Source organism: Beijerinckia mobilis (assembly GCF_000745425.1).
Classification (GTDB): domain Bacteria; phylum Pseudomonadota; class Alphaproteobacteria; order Rhizobiales; family Beijerinckiaceae; genus Beijerinckia; species Beijerinckia mobilis.
Genome location: NZ_JQJH01000009.1, coordinates 20,128 through 38,115, shown reverse-complemented (window position 1 = coordinate 38,115; position 17,988 = coordinate 20,128). Strand labels below are relative to the sequence as shown.

Annotated in this window: 20 protein-coding genes and 4 tRNA genes; 7 read left to right on the top strand and 17 right to left on the bottom strand. The window is 56.7% G+C overall.

Features of this window, described 5'->3' with window-relative positions:
* Positions 1-164: 164 nt before the first annotated feature.
* Entirely contained in the window at positions 165-863 is a 699-nt protein-coding gene (locus DL88_RS08795) for a phosphatidylserine decarboxylase (protein WP_034994828.1), read from the bottom strand.
* Positions 864-1,321: 458 nt separating this feature from the next.
* Here DL88_RS08795 and DL88_RS08790 point away from each other — a divergent pair, with 458 nt between their 5' ends.
* Together DL88_RS08790 and DL88_RS08785 are read left to right on the top strand one after the other, a co-directional pair.
* On the top strand, positions 1,322-2,461 hold the full coding sequence (locus DL88_RS08790) for a GNAT family N-acetyltransferase (protein ID WP_051955775.1): 1,140 nt from the start codon (positions 1,322-1,324) through the stop codon (positions 2,459-2,461).
* A gap of 166 nt (positions 2,462-2,627) precedes the next feature.
* Positions 2,628-2,702, top strand: a tRNA-Val gene (locus tag DL88_RS08785).
* Between the two features lie 253 nt (positions 2,703-2,955).
* Here DL88_RS08785 and DL88_RS08780 read toward each other — a convergent pair.
* The 6 genes from DL88_RS08780 to DL88_RS08755 all read right to left on the bottom strand — a co-directional run bounded on the left by DL88_RS08780 (position 2,956) and on the right by DL88_RS08755 (position 6,086).
* Positions 2,956-3,032, bottom strand: a tRNA-Arg gene (locus DL88_RS08780).
* 101 nt (positions 3,033-3,133) lie between these two features.
* On the bottom strand, positions 3,134-3,439 hold the full coding sequence (locus DL88_RS08775; protein ID WP_034994826.1) for an ETC complex I subunit: 306 nt from the start codon (positions 3,437-3,439) through the stop codon (positions 3,134-3,136).
* Positions 3,440-3,473: 34 nt separating this feature from the next.
* Positions 3,474-3,550: transfer RNA gene (locus DL88_RS08770), tRNA-Pro, on the bottom strand.
* Positions 3,551-3,847: 297 nt separating this feature from the next.
* Complete coding sequence (locus tag DL88_RS08765) at positions 3,848-4,324, bottom strand: DUF192 domain-containing protein (RefSeq protein WP_034994823.1); 477 nt, start codon at positions 4,322-4,324, stop codon at positions 3,848-3,850.
* A 134-nt stretch (positions 4,325-4,458) separates the two neighbouring features.
* Positions 4,459-5,058, bottom strand: coding sequence for a cold-shock protein (locus DL88_RS08760; RefSeq protein WP_034994821.1), 600 nt, complete (start codon positions 5,056-5,058; stop codon positions 4,459-4,461).
* Between the two features lie 269 nt (positions 5,059-5,327).
* Positions 5,328-6,086: an SIR2 family NAD-dependent protein deacylase gene (locus DL88_RS08755; RefSeq protein WP_051955774.1), complete on the bottom strand. Its 759-nt coding sequence runs from the start codon at positions 6,084-6,086 to the stop codon at positions 5,328-5,330.
* A gap of 673 nt (positions 6,087-6,759) precedes the next feature.
* On the opposite strand from DL88_RS08755, the gene DL88_RS08745 reads away from it, so the two are divergent.
* On the top strand, positions 6,760-7,929 hold the full coding sequence (locus DL88_RS08745; protein ID WP_034994817.1) for an SGNH/GDSL hydrolase family protein: 1,170 nt from the start codon (positions 6,760-6,762) through the stop codon (positions 7,927-7,929).
* A 178-nt stretch (positions 7,930-8,107) separates the two neighbouring features.
* Here DL88_RS08745 and DL88_RS08740 read toward each other — a convergent pair whose 3' ends face one another.
* The 5 genes from DL88_RS08740 to DL88_RS20255 all read right to left on the bottom strand — a co-directional run bounded on the left by DL88_RS08740 (position 8,108) and on the right by DL88_RS20255 (position 12,363).
* Entirely contained in the window at positions 8,108-9,958 is a 1,851-nt protein-coding gene (locus tag DL88_RS08740) for a carbamoyltransferase family protein (RefSeq protein ID WP_034994814.1), read from the bottom strand.
* 192 nt (positions 9,959-10,150) lie between these two features.
* Positions 10,151-10,294, bottom strand: coding sequence for a DUF5989 family protein (locus tag DL88_RS20800; RefSeq protein WP_370736390.1), 144 nt, complete (start codon positions 10,292-10,294; stop codon positions 10,151-10,153).
* 15 nt (positions 10,295-10,309) lie between these two features.
* Positions 10,310-10,726, bottom strand: coding sequence for an SxtJ family membrane protein (locus tag DL88_RS08735; RefSeq protein WP_034994811.1), 417 nt, complete (start codon positions 10,724-10,726; stop codon positions 10,310-10,312).
* Between the two features lie 210 nt (positions 10,727-10,936).
* The gene (locus tag DL88_RS08730) at positions 10,937-11,773 is read right to left on the bottom strand and encodes an indole-3-glycerol phosphate synthase TrpC (protein WP_034994810.1); all 837 of its coding nucleotides are present in this window, start codon (positions 11,771-11,773) and stop codon (positions 10,937-10,939) included.
* Positions 11,774-12,057: 284 nt separating this feature from the next.
* Complete coding sequence (locus DL88_RS20255) at positions 12,058-12,363, bottom strand: hypothetical protein (RefSeq protein ID WP_156971011.1); 306 nt, start codon at positions 12,361-12,363, stop codon at positions 12,058-12,060.
* Positions 12,364-12,411: 48 nt separating this feature from the next.
* On the opposite strand from DL88_RS20255, the gene DL88_RS08725 reads away from it, so the two are divergent.
* Positions 12,412-12,930 carry a superoxide dismutase family protein gene (locus DL88_RS08725; protein ID WP_034995075.1) on the top strand — a complete coding sequence of 173 codons (519 nt, stop codon included), beginning with the start codon at positions 12,412-12,414 and terminating at the stop codon, positions 12,928-12,930.
* A 199-nt stretch (positions 12,931-13,129) separates the two neighbouring features.
* Here DL88_RS08725 and DL88_RS08720 read toward each other — a convergent pair whose 3' ends face one another.
* The gene (locus DL88_RS08720) at positions 13,130-13,450 is read right to left on the bottom strand and encodes a DUF3253 domain-containing protein (protein WP_245270724.1); all 321 of its coding nucleotides are present in this window, start codon (positions 13,448-13,450) and stop codon (positions 13,130-13,132) included.
* Positions 13,451-13,470: 20 nt separating this feature from the next.
* Positions 13,471-13,602: a hypothetical protein gene (locus DL88_RS20945; protein WP_280949200.1), complete on the bottom strand. Its 132-nt coding sequence runs from the start codon at positions 13,600-13,602 to the stop codon at positions 13,471-13,473.
* On the opposite strand from DL88_RS20945, the gene DL88_RS08715 reads away from it, so the two are divergent.
* Together DL88_RS08715 and DL88_RS08710 are read left to right on the top strand one after the other, a co-directional pair.
* Positions 13,602-13,853: a DUF3302 domain-containing protein gene (locus DL88_RS08715; RefSeq protein ID WP_034994806.1), complete on the top strand. Its 252-nt coding sequence runs from the start codon at positions 13,602-13,604 to the stop codon at positions 13,851-13,853. The genes DL88_RS20945 and DL88_RS08715 overlap by 1 nt on opposite strands.
* Positions 13,850-14,785: an HlyD family secretion protein gene (locus tag DL88_RS08710; RefSeq protein WP_034994804.1), complete on the top strand. Its 936-nt coding sequence runs from the start codon at positions 13,850-13,852 to the stop codon at positions 14,783-14,785. The genes DL88_RS08715 and DL88_RS08710 overlap by 4 nt, the downstream gene beginning before the upstream one ends.
* Positions 14,786-14,890: 105 nt before the next feature.
* Here DL88_RS08710 and DL88_RS08705 read toward each other — a convergent pair.
* Positions 14,891-14,965 (bottom strand) — tRNA-Glu (locus tag DL88_RS08705).
* 79 nt (positions 14,966-15,044) lie between these two features.
* A complete protein-coding gene (gene recJ / locus DL88_RS08700; RefSeq protein WP_084705072.1) occupies positions 15,045-16,871 on the bottom strand; it encodes a single-stranded-DNA-specific exonuclease RecJ in 1,827 nt (608 codons plus the stop codon).
* A gap of 170 nt (positions 16,872-17,041) precedes the next feature.
* Here recJ and DL88_RS08695 point away from each other — a divergent pair, with 170 nt between their 5' ends.
* A complete protein-coding gene (locus DL88_RS08695; protein ID WP_034994802.1) occupies positions 17,042-17,590 on the top strand; it encodes a L,D-transpeptidase in 549 nt (182 codons plus the stop codon).
* A 139-nt stretch (positions 17,591-17,729) separates the two neighbouring features.
* Here the strand turns inward: DL88_RS08695 and DL88_RS08690 are convergent, their stop codons facing one another.
* On the bottom strand, positions 17,730-17,972 hold the full coding sequence (locus DL88_RS08690; protein WP_245270721.1) for a hypothetical protein: 243 nt from the start codon (positions 17,970-17,972) through the stop codon (positions 17,730-17,732).
* Between the last annotated feature and the right edge of the window lie 16 nt (positions 17,973-17,988).

The window sequence follows — 17,988 nt, the reverse complement described above, 5'->3', positions numbered from 1 at the left end:
ATTCAATCCGGAGGTTTGAAAGGGCGTGTGATTCAAAAGGATTTCCAGGGTGCCCTTGAAGGCAGCTCTCAAGGCGAATCCTCGAAAGTAGCCGGATTTCAAGACGGCGCAGCGGCTCCAGCCACGCCTTTTATTACGCCGCCCCCAAGCCGAAAGATTGTATTTTAGCCATAACGAAAGGCTGGCCGAGGCTTGTCCATTTGCCGATCCGCCAGAATGGTTTCCCCCGCGACCGCCTTGGCGCCGACGCCAACCACCGGCCGCACACCATCCGGCATATAAACATCAAGCCGCGAACCAAAGCGGATCAACCCGAACCTTTCACCCGTCGCCAGATGGGTGCCCTTGTCGCAGAAACAGACGATCCGGCGGGCAACCAGCCCTGCAATTTGGACGACGCCAAACCGGCCATAAGCATTTTCGATGACGATTCCATTCCGCTCATTGTCGACGCTGGCCTTGTCCAGATCGGCATTCAGAAACAGACCCGGCCGATAAGCGATCTTCGTGACCTTGCCGCTCACCGGAGCGCGATTGACGTGACAATCGAAGACCGACATGAACACCGAGATACGTTGCATCGGCTCCGCCCCGAGCCCGAGTTCCGGTGGGGGTACAAAATATCCGACCGAGGAGACGACCCCGTCAGCGGGCGAAATGATCAGCGATTCGTCAAGCGGCGTGAGACGCGCCGGATCGCGGAAGAAATAGGCGCACCAAAGCGTCGCGAAAAGACCGAGCCATCCCAACGGGCTCCAGAGCCAACTCAAAACCAGCGTGCCAACGGCAAAACCGCCGATGAAGGGATAGCCTTCCGGATGAATGGGCGTAACCTGGCGTTGGATCGAAGCAAGAACAGACATGAGCAAACCTATTGCACGATTTTATATAAGGACGCACCTTGCGTGACGCTGGAATCTCTCATCGCAAAAACACCTTTCCCGCCGCCGCCTTCAGAAGCAAGCGATCAAGATGGTTTCTTCATCACGATCGCGAACCATGCCCTCTGGCCATACGCCAGAATTTTCAGGATCTGGTCTTCTCTGACTGCTGCAAAACGTCCTTGTGAAAAAAGCAGCGACCTGCGGCCCAGATGCGATAGAGTGTCGTCCATACAGGTGCCCATCACATCCGAATATTTTCATTCCGCTCTGTGATGATCACCGAGAAAATATCCTTTTTTATCCTCTTTATTGATTCATCCTATGGAAAGTCGAGTGACTTAAGTTTCAACTCCTCGCTTGGCTGTCGCTGGTCTCCTCCCCCCGTTCACGGGAACGGCAGGACGACGATAGATTTCTGATCATGTCGGGTATTCGCCTTGAGCGCCATTGAAGTTCGTGAATGCAGGACGCCGAAAGATTTCACGGCTTTTATAGAGGCTGGTCATCGCGCACAGGCCGATAATCCGCGCTGGGTGGCGCTTCTGCACAAGGAAATCCGGGAAGCATTCGACAAACGCCATTCTCCCTTCATGAAGGAGAATCACATCAAGGCTTTTGTCGCCTTACGCGACGGTATTCCAGTCGGACGAATCGCTGGCATCGTCAACAAGGCTCATCTTGATAAATATCAGGATGCCACCGGCCATTTCGGCTTCATCGACGCGATCGACGATGCGGAAGTTTTCGGCGCGCTTTTTGGGGCGGTTTCTGAATTTCTCAAGGCTGAAGGGCTCAAACGGCTACAGGGCCCTTTCAGCCTGACGATCAATCATGAATCGGGACTGCTCGTCAAAGGCTACGATCAGCCGCATGTGGTGCGGACGAATCACGCTCCTCCCTATTATGCAGCGCAGATCGAAGCGCTCGGCTTTCGGAAATCCATCGACCTTCTCGCCTGCGTCTGTCGCCTTTCCGAATCCGATTTTCCCGAGCGTGCGGCCAGACTTGCGAAACATTTTCCTGATATCGCTGCCCTGAAAACGCATGGACATTCATTTTTCAATCTCCGGCAGCGTTTTCCGCAAATTCTCGCGCTTTATAATGATGCCTGGCAATTCAATTGGGGTTCAACGCCCGTCAGCCAGGCCGAAGCGCGCATGATCGGCAATCTCACTCTGCCCGTCTCAAAACCATCCTGGATTCGCATTGCGGAATGGCATGGCGAGCCAGTAGCCCTTCTCTGTCAAATTCCAAACGTCAACGAAGCCTTGGCCGATCTCAAGGGACAATTGCTTCCCTTCGGATGGGCCAAACTTCTCTGGCACATCCATGCACGCGGCACCCGCATGTCCCGCGTACCGATGATTGGCGTCGCCCGGCGCTGGCGTGGCACCCGAATCGGCACTCTGGGTGTGAGCCTGCTACTCGCCGATGCGATCGAAACAGCCCGTCGAGCCGGCGTGGAAGAAATGGAGATCAGCTGGATGCTGGAAACCAACCATGCCGTCCTCAATCTCATCCGTAGCCTGCCGGCGCGCGATACGAGGACGTTTCGAATTTATGAGAAGCCTTTGTAATGCCCATGGTCACGGGCTCTGACCATGACCTCTGATGGAAAACGAATGGGGCGCTGCACCAATGTGCGGAAATCGTTCGAAGACCCCTTGCTAAGAGGCGCTTCCAGACTTTTGCATGTTTCCAGCTTGCGTAATCGAAAAAAAATCGTACAAGGACAGTCATATCGGGCGCGTAGCTCAGCGGTAGAGCACTGCTTTCACACGGCAGGGGTCACAGGTTCAAACCCTGTCGCGCCCACCATTCCCTGCCATAGAAAATCAAAAGAATCCCACCGCGCCATCGGCTTGTCGCCTGAACCTTTGTTTCGATAAGACTCAAGGTGTGATGGTGGGTTCAGCGGTATGGCTCAATCTCACGCTTCGGAGATGAGCCAGAAGTTCTGTCCATCGAATCCAAAAAGCGAATCGTGTGCGCCGAAAAACGAACGGAAGTTCAAAATTTTTCGGGAAAGATTTGGATTCAGCTTGAGTCTGTATCCCAAGCGTTTGAATGATGGCGACCCCAGCAGGGTTCGAACCTGCGACCTGCCGCTTAGAAGGCGGCTGCTCTATCCAGCTGAGCTATGGGGCCTGAAGATCAAAATGCATATCAATCCCCGATCGTCCCATCACGCATCGCAAGGCAGGAAATCACGCCATTGCGTGATGGGAGGAAGAAAATCGTTCCATGGCTCAATGCGTCCACGGACCCGAACGTGTCGACCGGAAATTGTCGGAATAGGAGACGATCTTGCGCTCGAAAGGCTTCGGTTCCTCGACGCGGTAATCCAGACCATTTTTCTCTGCGTAGGCGATCGCTTCTTCCTTGGTGGTGAAGCGCAGCCGGATCTGGCTGTTCATATCCCGTGAACTCGTCCAACCCATCAAAGGATCAGCACTGCGCGGCGATGCCGGATCAAAAACGAGCAGCCACACTTTGCTGCGTGCCGTTCCTGACTGTGTCGCGCTCTTGGCGGGACGATAGATCCTGACACTCATGCGTCCTCCATTCCACAAAGCTCCCGCTTCGGAGTGGTCGGGGCAGCAGGATTCGAACCTGCGACCTGAAGTTCCCAAAACTTCCGCGCTACCAGACTGCGCTATACCCCGTAAATCCGAATTCGGGACACTGCATTCCCGAGACTGGACGCCGATTCCCGGCAGAATCGTTAATCCCGCCAGCCTTGATCATGCACATAATAACAGAATTCGAGGGAAGCAAATGGTATCGGGAGAGATCCCCACCACCTGCCCCATCGACCCGGCATTTGGCACCGCCAAATGCCGGTAACACATCGTTCGTAGATGCCGTTGATGCTCTAGCATGGGGAATTTGCGGGAACAAGCACCGCAAGCCTCCTGCCTCCGCACCTTTTGGGGGTCTATGCCGCTGGAAGATGAAAACGGTCAGCGGGAAAAGAGAGTGTGATGCACTTTATCGCCGATCTTGAGACCGATCTTGTGCGTCGTTCCTGCATTGACCTCAAGGACGGCATAGGCCGGGACCCTTGACGGGATGATCGCCTCCGACAAAGGCTCGGCATTTTCAGCGAGAGCGACGACTTTGCCATTGCGGGCGATGAAAATCATGTCGAGCGGCAGATAGGTATTTTTCATCCACATCATGACCGGCCGCTCTTCTTTGAAGTCGAACAACATGCCACGATCAGCCGGAAGATAACGCCGATACATCAACCCCCGCTCGAGATCCGGATCCGTGCGCATCACTTCGACGGAAAAGGCATGATCACCCGAACCCGTCGTGATCGACAGGGGTTCTAAAGCATCATCGGCAGCCTTCGTGAAATCCGCGCCGATGGTGAGCATCAAGACGCCAAAAAGGGCGAAGATGAGCTTGCGCGCCAGCTTTATGAACAAGAGCATTTAGAGCATTTTCCATCTGGACTGAATGAACACTTTATTCAAAGCCATTGGAAATACTCTCAATTCAGATCGGAATTCGTTCGGAGATATTTGATCAGCCACCGCGTATCAGCGCGAAGCGGATTGTTGCGAGTTCAATGCTGGAGGGGAGCCGGTGCGTCAAGAGGTCGAACCTCGATCGCGATCAATCCCTTCGGTCCCTGACCGAAACGCGCCAATAGTGCTTCGCCGGGATGCAGATTAACGATTCTGCTTCTCCGCAAAACTTCCATATGTACGAAAATATCCTCCGAACCGTCTCCCCGCGACAGGAAGCCAAATCCCTTCCCCCGATTGACCCATTTGACGGTGACAGTCTCGAACCCGCCGAGAGGCAGAACCTCCTGCGCGCCGCTTTTCTGCGGTAGGGGTCCATCACTGCTCACTTCAACAGGAGCGACCAGCCTCTCCGGCGGCTCAAGCGCCAGCACCCTGAAGACCTGCCATCCTTTGGAACCGCGCGTGGCTTCACAAACCAGACGCGCACCTTCACAGGCTTTGGAATAGCCATCCTTCCGCAAGGCCGTAACATGGAGCAGAACATCGCCAAGGCCATTGTCGGCCACAATGAAACCATAGCCCTTGACGAGATCGAACCATTTGATCCGTCCCGTCACTTCCACAAGGTCGGCGCAGGCGGCGGTTTCCCCAATCCCCTCAAGAGATTTGGGATGCAAAGCGATCCGGGATTCCATCTGCTCCTTGTCTGGCAAACCCGCCTCCCACGTCACGCCTCGGCCAATTCCACACACCTGATGTTATGTTCAAAAGACTGATTGGAAGCTTTTGATTCCAGAGAAAAATCATGCAACCCGCTTCACCGGTTGCAAGCGTGTCCCAAAAGATCGCTTCGGGATGCTGAGCGCAGTATATTGGCCCGAGCGACGACATCTGGAAGCCGGCTGATCACACGCCTTTTCAGATAGAATACCATTGCCGTCGATAAGGAAAAGCCCAATTCGAATCAACTTGCAAACGGCTCAAGGATATCGCCGATATCGCCCCTGAGGACGAGATCTGCTTCCGAATCGAGCGGAGTCGGTTCGCCGTTCAGAATGACCAAGCGCGCCTGATTTTGCGTGGCGAGCAATGGAAAGGCCGCAGCGGGATAGACGACAAGAGAGGAACCAATCGCCAGAAACAGATCGCAGGCCTGCGTGGCCTTATGGGCTTTCTGCATGGCTTCCTCGGGCATGGCCTGGCCGAAGGAAATCGTCGCCGATTTCACCGGGCCGCCGCAGGAACGGCATTCGGGTGCGGCACCCGAGGCTTCGAAGGCGCGGCGCACATCCGCGATTTCATGACGCAAGCCGCAGGAAAGGCAGGTCGCATAGGTGCCATTGCCATGCAGTTCGATGATATGCTCGTCGTCGACGCCGGACAATTGATGGAGATTATCGATATTCTGCGTGATGATCGACGACATCTTCCCCTGCCGCACGAGGTTGGCGAGCGCATAATGGCCGCGTCCCGGTTGCGCCATTGAATAGATGTCATCGAGCGCGAATTTGCGGCGCCAAGCCTCCTCACGCATCAGAACATCCGACATGAAGAGATCGAATTCGATTGGCTTGTAACGCAGCCAGGGCGAATCCTTCGAACGAAAATCGGGGACGCCGCATTCCGTGGAAATACCGGCTCCAGTGAAAGCAACGATATTTTCGGATTGCTCTATCAATTCATGCAGGGCCGTTCGCGCTTCCCCAATTTGATTCACAATCACCTCAACCTCCTAGCGCCACCCTGCTCGACAAAGCGACAGTTTCATTTGCCCTTCGAAGCAATGCCGGCACTCACCCAGGCGACGGCGTCAAGCGATTCCGGCATTTTTGAAGGCAATCGACCCGCGCCGGGTGGCGTCGCCTTTTCATATGGCCGGTGTTTCGCAAATGCCGCGCCGCCCTGTCAAAATCGCTCCCTCAAAGGTAATGCGTGACGGTCAGGACCGCAACGCGGTTCGCCGCCGATTGATATCGCCGACAAATCAAATTAAAATATTGTTTTTATTAATCTTCATCTATCGACACCAATGTCGCGGGCATCTATGGACAGGCGCCGATGGCCGAGACCCTGCGCCTGCGGCGCAGGCTGGATTGAAAGGACTTCCTGGTACGGACGGCTTGTCTCACCGCCCTCTGATTGAGAGAAGACTGTCCGCCATGGTACCGATAGACTCAGCGACGGAGTTTCCATGAGGAGATTGAAGGCCATTGCGTTGATACCTTCCGCCCATTTCTCCAAGCGTTTTCGATCTGCGGCAGCTCGCTGCGCGATTCAAAACGTCCAAAAATAGCTCTGTCTTTTCATAAGCGCCGTCTGGATCCCATCCAACATGGTCCAACCTCCCCTTTGAGACCTGACAAATTCTGGCTGCAGCCGTGAGGATCGTTGCCTTCATGACCATTAAGCCTTCCTATGTCCTTCGCCTGGGCCTGATCATACTCATCATCGCGGTGGCGACACGTGGCGAGCTCCATCATTTCATCCGCGATTTCCGTCTCTTCACTTTCTGTTCCCTCGCGGCTGCGGCTATCGTGGGGCTGACGCTCGCACGCGGACGGATTCGGGACCTGTTACTCATCGTTGCGACGATCATGGTCGGACTGAGCCTTGTCGAGACGGCGGCGATCTTCCTGGAACGCCGCCCGCTCATCACGATGACGGAAGGCTGGTCGGTACCGCGTCCCATCATCGGCTGGGGTCCGGCTCATGCCGGCGTCTTCCATGCCAAACGCACCATGCCCTGGAGTGGCGAGGTGATTTATGACGTGGATTATACGATCGACGACCATCTGCTTCGCGAGACTCATTCGGCCGCGACAGGACCAGCAATCGTCTTTTTCGGCGATTCCTATACATTCGGCGACGGGCTCAATGATCCCGATACATTGCCGCAGCAATTCGCTACTTTGACCCGCCAGCAGCAGCGCGTCCTCAATCTGGGTTTTACCGGCTATGGCCCGCAGCAATTCCTGCGCGGCGTAGAGACCGGTTATTATGATGAGATCATCGGCGAAAAGCCCAGGCTATTCCTCTTTTTGACGGCGGCCTGGCACGCCCAGCGCACCACGTGCAAAGTGTCCTGGGCACCGCATTCGCCGCATTATCGCCTTGAAGGCGACGGGATCGCCTTTGCTGGACGGTGCCAGGAGGGCAACGCCATGCTGTGGCATGAATTCCTCTATAATACGGCAACTTATCGTTACTTCCTCGCGCCTTACTTCGAACGTCTCACTCATGATGACGTCGAACTTTACATTCGCGTCGTCTCGGAAGCGATCCGCAAAGCGAAAACGAAATATGGCGTCGAAACCATCATTCCTTATCTCCGTGTGCCGGAAGCCTATCTCGCCGGAACTGGTTTTACGGATGACGACATCATCAAGCGGCTCGAGGCCAGTGGAGCCAAGGTCATCGACGCTTCGCTCGCTTCCGTGCAGGAGCGCGGGCTCGTTCTTAATATACCCAACGACGGTCATCCCACTGCTCTCGCCAATCGCCTGCGTGCCGGGCAATTGATTCAGGCGGCAGGCATCGAGGTTGCCGCGCCCGCGGAGGCGAAGTGATATCCCGAGACGGAGTGAGGAGGGACACACGGCGCCGCCGTGGGCCCTTGTTGCCGAGACTTGAGGTCTTTGTCGCAACGCCGGGAACAAAGGCTTGCTCGTTGCAAGAGAGACGGCCGGCCGCCTCTCTGCCCATGCAACACAAATGACTTGGGACGCGAGAACAGCCTTCCCTTTTTCAATCGAGGGTGAAGGCGTTCTTGTAATCCCGGGCGAGCGCGGGATCCTGTTCGCTCTTGCGCAGGATACAACGTCCGACAACAAGAAGGTCGATCTCACAGCCCATGAAACAGCGGAAAGCGTCTTCCGGCGTGCAGACGATCGGCTCTCCGCGAACGTTGAAGCTCGTATTGACGAGCACCGGGCAGCCCGTGAGTTCGGCGAAACGGCTGATCAAGCCATGATAAAGCGGATTGGTGTCCGCATGGACGGTCTGTATGCGCGCTGAATCATCGACATGGGTGACTGCGGGAATATCGGAACGCGGCACGTTCAATTTGTCGATCCCGAAGAGAGCCTTTTCCGCCTCGCTCATCGGCTTTCGATGGTCCTGCCTCACATCGGCGACGAGCAGCATATAGGGCGAATCGACATCGAGTTCGAACCAGTCGGACACTTTCTCGCGCAGGACGGAAGGCGCGAAAGGACGGAAACTCTCACGATATTTGATCTTGAGATTGAGTGTCTTCTGCATGGTCGGCGAACGCGGATCGCCAAGGATCGAGCGATTGCCAAGTGATCGCGGACCAAATTCCATCCGGCCCTGATGCCAACCGACCGCTTGGCCATCCGCAAGCGCCTGCGCTGTCTGCTCGATGAGACTTTCATCATCCGCGGCAACGGCAAACACCGCCCCCGCCGCCTTGAGACGGCGTTCGACCTCGTCCTGCGTGAATTCGGGACCGAGATAGGAGCCTTTCATGCCGTCGCGTGGTGCTGTCGGACCTTGTGGCAGCGTCCGCTTTAGATCCCCTTCGCGATGCGCGACGGCAAGCGCGGCACCGAGGGCGCCACCGGCATCGCCAGCAGCAGGCTGAATGAAGATCCTGTCGAAAACGGCCTCGCGCAACACTTTCCCATTGGCGACGCAATTGAGCGCCACACCGCCCGCAAGACACAGATTCGTCTGCCCGGTCTCCTCGCGCAGCGATTTTGCGAGCCGCAGGACGATCTCCTCAGTCACCGCCTGAATAGAGGCCGCGAGATCCATATGGTGCTGCGTCAGTTGCTCTTCGGGTTTTCGTGGCGGACCACCAAACAGGCCATCGAAACACCTGTTGGTCATGGTCAAACCGGTGCAATAGTCGAAATAATCGAGATCAAGGCGGAAGGAACCATCCGCTTTCAGATCGATCAGCTTTTCGAGGATCAGATCCTTGAAGACTGGCGTTCCGTAGGGCGCGAGCCCCATAAGCTTATATTCGCCGGAATTGACCTTGAACCCCGTATAATAGGTAAATGCCGAATAGAGCAGCCCGAGCGAATGAGGGAAATGAATTTCCTTTATGATTTCAATAGCATTTCCCCGCCCGATCGCCGCCGAGGTGGTGGTCCATTCGCCGACGCCATCCATAGTGAGGACCAAAGCCTCCTCGAAGGGCGAAGGATAGAAGGCGGAGGCCGCATGGGAAAAATGATGCTCGGAAAACCGCAGCTTCTCGCGCGCCGCGAGATCTGGTGCCACGGCTTTCAATTCCTGCAGGATCATATCGCGTTGAAAGAGCTTCTCGCCGATCCATAAGGGCATCGCCTTGCGGAAGGACGAAAACCCCTTTGGGGCGAACGCAAGATAGGTTTCGAGCAGACGCTCGAATTTCAGAAACGGCTTTTCATAGAAGACCACGCGATCGACACGGGCGGGTTCTATGCGCGCCGCATCAAGACAATATTTCAGCGCATTCAGCGGAAAGGCGGGATCATGTTTGTTGCGGGTGAATCGCTCTTCCTGCGCCGCCGCGATAACCTCGCCATCACGCACGAGCGCGGCGGCGCTGTCGTGATAAAAGGCCGAAATACCAAGCACGATCATGAGGATTTATCGATCTCTTGATGGATCTCTTGATGCTGCTGGCGCGTCATAAGGGAGATGCGGTCGGAATCGGTACGAAACGCCAGAGCATTCTGAAAATACGTTCGTGTTTCCGTCGGCAAGCTGCAGTCCGCGACCACGCGCCCAGGACGACGGAATCCTGTAATCCCGCCATCCCTCGATCACGAGAAATCAGAATAGAGTGTAAATGAACGGAGCGACGACCGAACCCTGGCTCAGAACGAACAGACCGCCGAAAACAAGGAACAGTGCTAGCAGAGGCACAAGCCAGAGTTTCTTGCGAGAGTTAAGAAAATCAAAGAGTTCCGCAACCATCGACATCGACGTTCCTCAAAATTGTTTGTTCATGGAATCCGGCGCGGGACCGGGAGGATCACGGAGGATCCAATAGCTTTCCATCTGTGGCTGAAACTGCCGCCGCAGAAGGTCTTTTCGACGCAGAAACAAAGCGAAAGGCACCATGGCGCCAAAGAACAACACGGCCATGAGAATGGGGCTGACGATCGCGTTGAAAACGAGTCCAAGCCTGAACCAGGCACGATTCAGGGGCGCCAGGAGATGGGGCGCAAGCAGTGCGACGGCCAAAAAAACCACAGCGATGACAAGCGCCCATGGACGGAGCGACCCGCCATGGAACACCACCGGCCAAACGCCGATGACAAGAAAAACAGAACCAAAAACAAGGCCGAATTTGCGATCTGAGCCGAGATCAATTTTGCGAAAATGCGCGCTCGGTTCATGCTGCATGCTTCCTCCTTGAGGCAGGAGCCACACACACACTGCGCAGGCACCATTTCGACTTTTTCTGTCCCCGATGGCGCCTTACTGCCTCGGCCGCGCTCACAACGCAAGCGTGGCAAAAAGAAAATCACACCCTCGATGGCGATACATTCGAGGGTGTGACATTAAAATTCTCTAAAAATTTTTCGCGTTCTGGAGTGCTTGGCGAAAAGGTGATCAGCCCTCCGCATCCTCATCGGGCGGCGTGGTCCCGAGCAATTGATGGAGGGCGAGATAAGGATCCTTGGCCTCCAGAAGCACCGTGGCAACGCGCACGGCCTTGGCACCCAGGGCAGCCACTTTCTCGATATCCTCCTGCGTCTTTATGCCGCCGGAAGCGATCGCCAGCACACTATCTTGCGGGATCTTGGGCAGAAGCCTCTCGCAAACAGTCGGATCGACTTCGAGTGTTTCAAGATCGCGATTATTGACCGCGATCAGATTCGCGCCGGCCTCGAGCGCCATTGCGAGTTCCGCCTCGTTACGGACCTCGACCAAAGGATCGAGAGCGATCGATTGCGCGCGCGCGACGAATTCCTTGAGCTGATCGCCGAGAATACTGGCGATCAGCAGGCTGGCGTCCGCCCCTGCGTAACGCGCCTCGTAAACCTGATAGAGATCGACGACGATATCATTGGCGAGGATCGGCAGATTCGACGCCTTGGCTGTGGCGAGATCGGCGATGCTGCCGCGAAAGAAACGGCGATCGGGAGAGGCTGAAACGGCGGCGGCTCCGGCGTCGCGATAATCTTCCGCCATATCCATGACGTCGAGGCGCGAACGGGTCGATTTCGAAACCGGCGAACTGCCGCGAATATCGGCGATGATACCTGGTTTCCCATGCTTCGCGTAATATTCGTAAAGCCCGGCAAGGAAACCGCGTGTCATCGGTGCCTCGCCAATAGCGCCAGTGAGGCCGCCAATTGAACGTTTCGCCTTGGCCTTGTCCACATCGTCCTGGCGTTGGGCGAGGATCGGCTTGAGGCGGGGTCCGATCGAAGTGCCATCGGTCATGAGCGAGAACCTTTTAACGGGAAACCATTTTGAGCCGGGAGCGAACCAGGCACCGGATGATCCCAACGCGTGCGAAAAGCGTGATTGCGCTTCGATCGTCCGAGAGTCACGCCGATGATCGCATGGAATCAGCGCCTTTTGTCATGTCTAGGGGCTTGTAACAAGCATGATCCAGGCCGGTCAGGGCGGAGCGCAAAAGGGTAAAAGTCTTTCAGGCACGTGAAGCCGGACCGAAACCTTTTTCGAGAGAAGACATTCTCGATCTAAAGACTCATAAAAATTCATTAAGGGAGGAAAATTGATGGCAGAAATTGATCCTGCCCGGCGCAGAAAACTGGAGCTTCGGGCACGGCTGCACCAGAAACACCTTTCCGAGGCCCGCAATTCCGCAGCGCTTGGAGGAAACAGCCGGGCCATTCTTCTCCATCATCACCGGCAATTGCATCAGCTGCAAAAAGAGCTCGCGATTTGTGATCGGGGCGATATTTAATTCCGCGCGGCCGCAGCGCTGTGGCCGCAAGCACAGCAAAAACGATAACCGAATTTTTCCCAAAAATCGTCGGGAAGGCGTCTGCGTCTTCCCACTGCATTTTTTCTCTTCTATCCTCGCCCGCAAAATCGTCTTCGGAGACTATCCCATGCGAGGATTGCTTATTGCCACCGGCCTTATGTTGCTCAGCCAATTGGCATCGGCCGATCCGGCCCAATTGACCGCTCCCGTCAAGGGTCCGGATGGCGCGGACCTCGGCAAAATCGTTCTGCAGGAAGGCCCCGCGGGAGTGCTCGTCCATTACGATCTCCACGGCCTCAAACCCGGCTGGCATGGTTCCCATTTCCACGCGAAGGGCGATTGCAGCGATCCTAAATTCATGAATTCCGGCGGCCATGTCGCTGTCGCCAATGAGACGCTCGAACACGGCTTCCTCAATCCCAAAGGCACGCATTCCGGCGATCTGCCGAATATTTATGTAGCGTCAGACGGAACCGTTCTCAGCGACACTTTCACCACCTTCGTATCGCTTCATGGCGAAAAGAATCGCCCCGGCCTGCTGGACACCGACGGTTCGGCCCTCGTCATCCACGAAAACCCCGACGATTACATCCATCCACCCATTGGTGGCGCCGGAGCCCGTATCGCCTGTGCGGTGATCAAATAATCCAGTGACTGGAAAAAACTTTCCATCCCGACATTAGAGCCGTTGGAGAGTCTCCGGACGGCTCTGACGCGTATGATTCTCCCTGATCAATCGAGCCGTGAATTTATCCAGCTCATATCCTGAGAATTAAGCGTCTTCAGGATAGTCCATTCGAGAACACCCGGGAGCATTTCGGATATATCCGAAATGCTCTAATGGCTCAGCCGGAAGCCGGAATGCCGAAACGGTAGACGCCCTTGAAGGTTGCCGGATCCTCCACGGGCACGCCTTTGCGGTAAATCACCAGTTTGCCTTCCAGGGCCAATTTCACAACGTTGTCGCGGACCGGATTCAAATAGGTCTGCCAAGCCGTTGCAGCCCCACGACCATCCACGGTGACGAACTTTCTGGCAACCTGCTCCGGGTCGATGGTTTTGTCTGGACCGGCCTCGCGGCACAAGGTCAAGATCACATCCGCCAATTTGGGGGGAGCATCCATCGGGCAAGCTTTCTCGCGTTTAGAACAGAAAGCAGCTAACATGCATACGCCAAGCCATCCACTCAAGCTGGTTTTTCAAGCCCGTTTCCAAGCTTTTGAGACAAAACTCCTTCGGAAACCCTCGATGCGCCGGAAAGGCCTTTCATACCGGCAATTCTCCCAAGGATCTTTTTAACCATCAGGAGGCCGAGCATTGTCTTTTCTCGACATATTCGCTGGCATCGTTCTTCTGGTGGCGGTGGCATCCGCCATCGGCGTCTTTTTGCTGCTCGGCCTCGCACCCGGCTATGTGGCGCGTAAGAGAGGACATCCCTGGGCGGAAGCCGTGGCCGTGGCCGGCTGGATCACGCTCGTCTTCGGACTGATCTTCTGGCCGCTTGCCTTCATCTGGGCCTATGTTGACGTGCCTGCGCACACACCGGTACCGCGGGAGCCAGTACCGTGATCGTCTTTCTTCTCAACGCCTATATCGCACTGCTTCTGGTGCTGGTCTGGCTGAAGTTTATCCGGCTCAACCTGTTTTGGAAGATCTCACCCATTCTGGTGTTCATTCTTCTGCTGGTGGGCTTCTTCATTCCGATGAATTGGGGAGCGCCATCGGGTCCCGCACTCCTCGGCCGCCAGTCTGTGGCCATCGTGCCGAATGTCGCGGGCGAGGTGATCGATGTGCCGGTCAAGCCGAACACACCGCTCAAGGCCGGCGATGTCTTGTTCCGTATCGATCCGGTCCCCTATGATGCACAATTCAGGGCGCGTATGGCCCAGTTCAGTCTTGCGGAACTGCGGTTGAAGCAGATGCAGGCACTCGCCGGACGGCAGGCAACACCTGAATTCAATGTCGAGCAACGTCAGGCGGAATCCGACGCCTTGCGGGCCGATGTAGATGAGGCACGATGGAACCTCGACAAGACAGTCGTGCGGGCGCCCGCCGATGGCTATGTGACCAATCTCGCCCTGCGGGTCGGAGCGCGTGTCGCCCCATCGGCGCCAGCCATGGCATTCATCGACACATCCGAAACGGTGATTCTCGTCGAGATCGCCCAGAACGACGCCCGCTATATTGAATCCGGCCAAATGGCCGAAGTAACGTTTAAATTCCTTCCGGGACAGATCTTCACCGGCACCGTCACCGAGGTGTTGCAGGCGATCTCTACCGGACAGCGCGCTCCATCGGGAACCGCGTCAACCCCGACAGAATTCGTGTCGGCGCCATTCACGGTTCGCGTCGCGCTCGATTCGGCGGAGATTGGCAAACGATTGCCGGCAGGAAGTGCCGGTACAGCGGCAATCTACACCGCCCATTTCAACGCCACCCATATTATTCGTAAAGTCTTGATCCGGCAGACGGCGCTTTTGAATTACGTGTTGCCGTTCTGAAGCCCGCGTTCGGGGACGTAAGACGACGCTCTCCGAAAGGCCAACCCACAAGCAGATGGCTTGTTTAAACTTTCACGGAAACAAGGGCGGGGATTTAAGCGACAATGGCGCGCTCTAGGGGAATCGAACCCCTCTCTGCACCGTGAAAGGGTGCCGTCCTAACCGATAGACGAAGAGCGCAGCGATCGCACCGGGCAACGGCGGCGTCGCGATGCCGGACGTATAAGGGAGCTTTGGCCGGCTGGCAAGGGTCATGTCTTTATTTTGTCGCGCGTCTTGTGGAATCAATTCGCGCCAGATCGAGAAGCCGCATCTGCACACGCTCGCGTCCGCCGAAACGGTCGAGGAGCAGCGTTCCGGCAAAATGCATTTTGTCACCACGCCCGGCGAGCAAGGCGTCGCCCAGGGGTTCACCCGCTGCACGGAAGGCAATGCCTTCGATTCGCGCTCCATCCCCCGCTTCGGCGCGAAAACGCACATGGCCGTTACCGACCACCGAGGCATCGAGCAGGCGATGTGCCGGGAGGACGAAGACCGGCTCGGGATTGCCCGCGCCATAGGGGCCCGCTTTTTCGAGTTCTTCCATGAGGGCGGGCTGGGCGCCTGAGGCGGTCAGGGCAGCATCAATCTTCAACGCGTCGCTGAGACGGTTGGCTGCGACGCCCGCCGCCAGACGCGATTCGAGAAAATCGCGAAATGGCTGCAGATTATCGCGTACAAGGGTCACGCCGGCCGCCATGGCATGACCACCCCCCTTTACCAGAAGCCCCTCTTCCACCGCCTCGCGCACGACATGGCCAAGATCGACGCCCGCCACGGAACGTCCTGACCCGGTGCCAATCCCCGCTTCGTTGAAGGCAATGGCAAAGGCCGGACAGCGATATTTATCCTTCAAGCGCGTCGCGACCAGACCGACGATGCCCGGGTGCCATTCATCCGCAGATGCAACGATGGCAGCTCCATCATCGCTTCCACGTTCCGCCTCGACCTGAAGCAGCGCGTGCTCCAGTGTCTCTGTCTCGATCATCTGGCGTTCGCGATTGAGCTGGTCGAGCTGGCGGGCAATTGCTTCCGCCTTCAGGGAATCGGCTTCGATCAGGAGCCGAGCGCCAAGCGCGGCGTCACCGATGCGGCCTCCAGCGTTGATCCGCGGGCCAATAAGAAACCCGAGATGGCTGGCCTTGGGCGCCTCACGCGCGCCAGCAATATCGAACAAAGCGCGCAGGCCGGGACGGCCGCGCATCTGCATCACCGAAAGACCTTTGGTGACGAAAGCCCGGTTCAAGCCCGTGAGCGGCGCGACATCGGCGACAGTGGCGAGGGCGACGAGATCGAGCGCGGAGAGAAGATCAGGCTCGCGTCGGGCCTTCGAGAAAAACCCCTGCCCGCGCAAATGCCGGTTAAGCGCAACCAGCATCATGAAAGTGACGCCAGCGGCACAGAGCTGGCCGAGCCCCGAAAGATCGTCCTGCCGATTGGGATTGACGATGACCGCCTGCGGTAAGTCGGCCGGAGCCTGATGATGATCGAGCACGATCGGATCAAGCCCGAGTTTTGCTGCTTCCGCGAGGGGAATGTGGCTCGTCGTGCCGCAATCGACGGTCACGAGAAGCCTCGCACCCCCGGCGGCAAGCGCCTCGATTGCCTCCACATTCGGGCCATAGCCTTCGAAAATGCGGTCGGGAATATGGATCTGGAAAGGTGTCCCGCAAGCGGTGAAATAATCCGCGAGCAAGGCCGAAGAGGCGGCGCCATCGACGTCATAATCGCCGAAAATCGCGATTTTGTCTCCGCGCGTCACGGCTTCCGCAATGCGCGCGACGGCCCGTTCCATATCAAGCAGGCTTGCTGGATCCGGCATCAGCCGGCGCAGGCTAGGGTCGAGATAGGCTTCGGCTGCATCCGGTCCGACGCCGCGTCCGGCGAGCACACGCGCCAGAAGATCACCATGGCCGTGAATTTGTGTCATGGCGAGGGCGAGCGCTTGACCCGGGACGTCGAGCCGGTCACGCCAGGGCCGTCCCAGGACGGAGCGCTCGACATTGAGAAAAAGGCGTTCGGACGGGGGAAGGACAGGCTGCAACACGCCGGCAATTTAGGGGCCACGCGCCCGAAAAGCCAGTATGAACGACGCTGCTTCGCACTGCGGCCAAATGGCCAGCATAATGCAGCCATATTCAATGGCAAAAAGCGTCACCTCGACGGGAGAATTGAATGCGGAGGGTTCGCAGCGTGAAATGGTCAGCTCTGCGCCATATGGCGATCATGCTCTTCGTGGTCATCGCCCTGCCCGCCGCTGCTTTCGAAAACCCTCTTGATCGCGGGCCGTTAGCGGATTTTCTGAACCTGTTTCGTCAACAGGCCATTCCGCGCCAACTCGTGGTGTGGAAACATCCCGAATATAAGGAAGGCACGATCGTCGTCTCCACCAAGGAACGCCGTCTTTATTATGTTCTGAGCAAGGACCGCGCTTACGAATATGGTGTAGGGGTCGGCCGCGAAGGCTTTTCGTGGTCTGGCACGAAGACGGTGACGCGCAAACGCGAATGGCCGGATTGGCGGCCGCCGCCGCAAATGCTGAAACGCCGGCCCGATTTACCGAAACATATGCCGGGCGGAATGGATAATCCTCTTGGGGCCCGTGCGCTCTATCTCGGCTCCAGCAATTATCGCATCCATGGTTCCAACGAACCGGATACGATTGGCGCGGCGGTTTCCTCAGGCTGCATCCGCATGACAAACAAGGATATTGAGGATTTATACAACCGGGTGAAAGTCGGCACCAAGGTGGTGGTGTTGAAGTGAACACCTGCAAAGGCAGGTGCTAGGCGTTACCCACTCGATTCAATGCCCATGCGAGCGGAAATAGCGGTCGGCCAGGGCAGCTGCCCAGCCGAGCGCCGCCACAATGATCGGCAACACTACAAAGGCGAAGATCTGGGTTTCATTCATCGGACAAACCCTTGAGAACAAAATTTGCCGCTAAATGTAAGGCGATTGCCGCGAAAAACCAAATCGCCACACCGATCGCCAGGGTGTTGACAGGAATCCCCACCTGTCCATTCACATTATAGAACGTGGCGCCGATCGGCGCCAGGATTCCCACGGTGAAGGACGATGTCGCGACGGTGTTTAGCGCCGCCGCCCGCAATTTCGTCTGTTCGTCCCGAACCTTGCTCATCATCATGCACTTTGCGCAGAGA

Coding starts and splice junctions, on each gene's coding strand:
- DL88_RS20255 (WP_156971011.1), bottom strand. CDS start 12,363: ATGCAGTGGGAAGACGCAGACGCCTTCCCGACGATTTTTGGGAAAAAT.
- DL88_RS08730 (WP_034994810.1), bottom strand. CDS start 11,773: ATGACCGATGGCACTTCGATCGGACCCCGCCTCAAGCCGATCCTCGCC.
- DL88_RS08740 (WP_034994814.1), bottom strand. CDS start 9,958: ATGATCGTGCTTGGTATTTCGGCCTTTTATCACGACAGCGCCGCCGCG.
- DL88_RS08795 (WP_034994828.1), bottom strand. CDS start 863: ATGTCTGTTCTTGCTTCGATCCAACGCCAGGTTACGCCCATTCATCCG.
- DL88_RS08745 (WP_034994817.1), top strand. CDS start 6,760: ATGACCATTAAGCCTTCCTATGTCCTTCGCCTGGGCCTGATCATACTC.
- DL88_RS20945 (WP_280949200.1), bottom strand. CDS start 13,602: ATGCTCGGCCTCCTGATGGTTAAAAAGATCCTTGGGAGAATTGCCGGT.
- DL88_RS08735 (WP_034994811.1), bottom strand. CDS start 10,726: ATGCAGCATGAACCGAGCGCGCATTTTCGCAAAATTGATCTCGGCTCA.
- DL88_RS20800 (WP_370736390.1), bottom strand. CDS start 10,294: ATGGTTGCGGAACTCTTTGATTTTCTTAACTCTCGCAAGAAACTCTGG.
- DL88_RS08690 (WP_245270721.1), bottom strand. CDS start 17,972: ATGATGATGAGCAAGGTTCGGGACGAACAGACGAAATTGCGGGCGGCG.
- DL88_RS08775 (WP_034994826.1), bottom strand. CDS start 3,439: ATGAGTGTCAGGATCTATCGTCCCGCCAAGAGCGCGACACAGTCAGGA.
- DL88_RS08760 (WP_034994821.1), bottom strand. CDS start 5,058: ATGGAATCCCGGATCGCTTTGCATCCCAAATCTCTTGAGGGGATTGGG.
- DL88_RS08725 (WP_034995075.1), top strand. CDS start 12,412: ATGCGAGGATTGCTTATTGCCACCGGCCTTATGTTGCTCAGCCAATTG.
- DL88_RS08695 (WP_034994802.1), top strand. CDS start 17,042: ATGGCGATCATGCTCTTCGTGGTCATCGCCCTGCCCGCCGCTGCTTTC.
- DL88_RS08720 (WP_245270724.1), bottom strand. CDS start 13,450: ATGTTAGCTGCTTTCTGTTCTAAACGCGAGAAAGCTTGCCCGATGGAT.
- DL88_RS08765 (WP_034994823.1), bottom strand. CDS start 4,324: ATGCTCTTGTTCATAAAGCTGGCGCGCAAGCTCATCTTCGCCCTTTTT.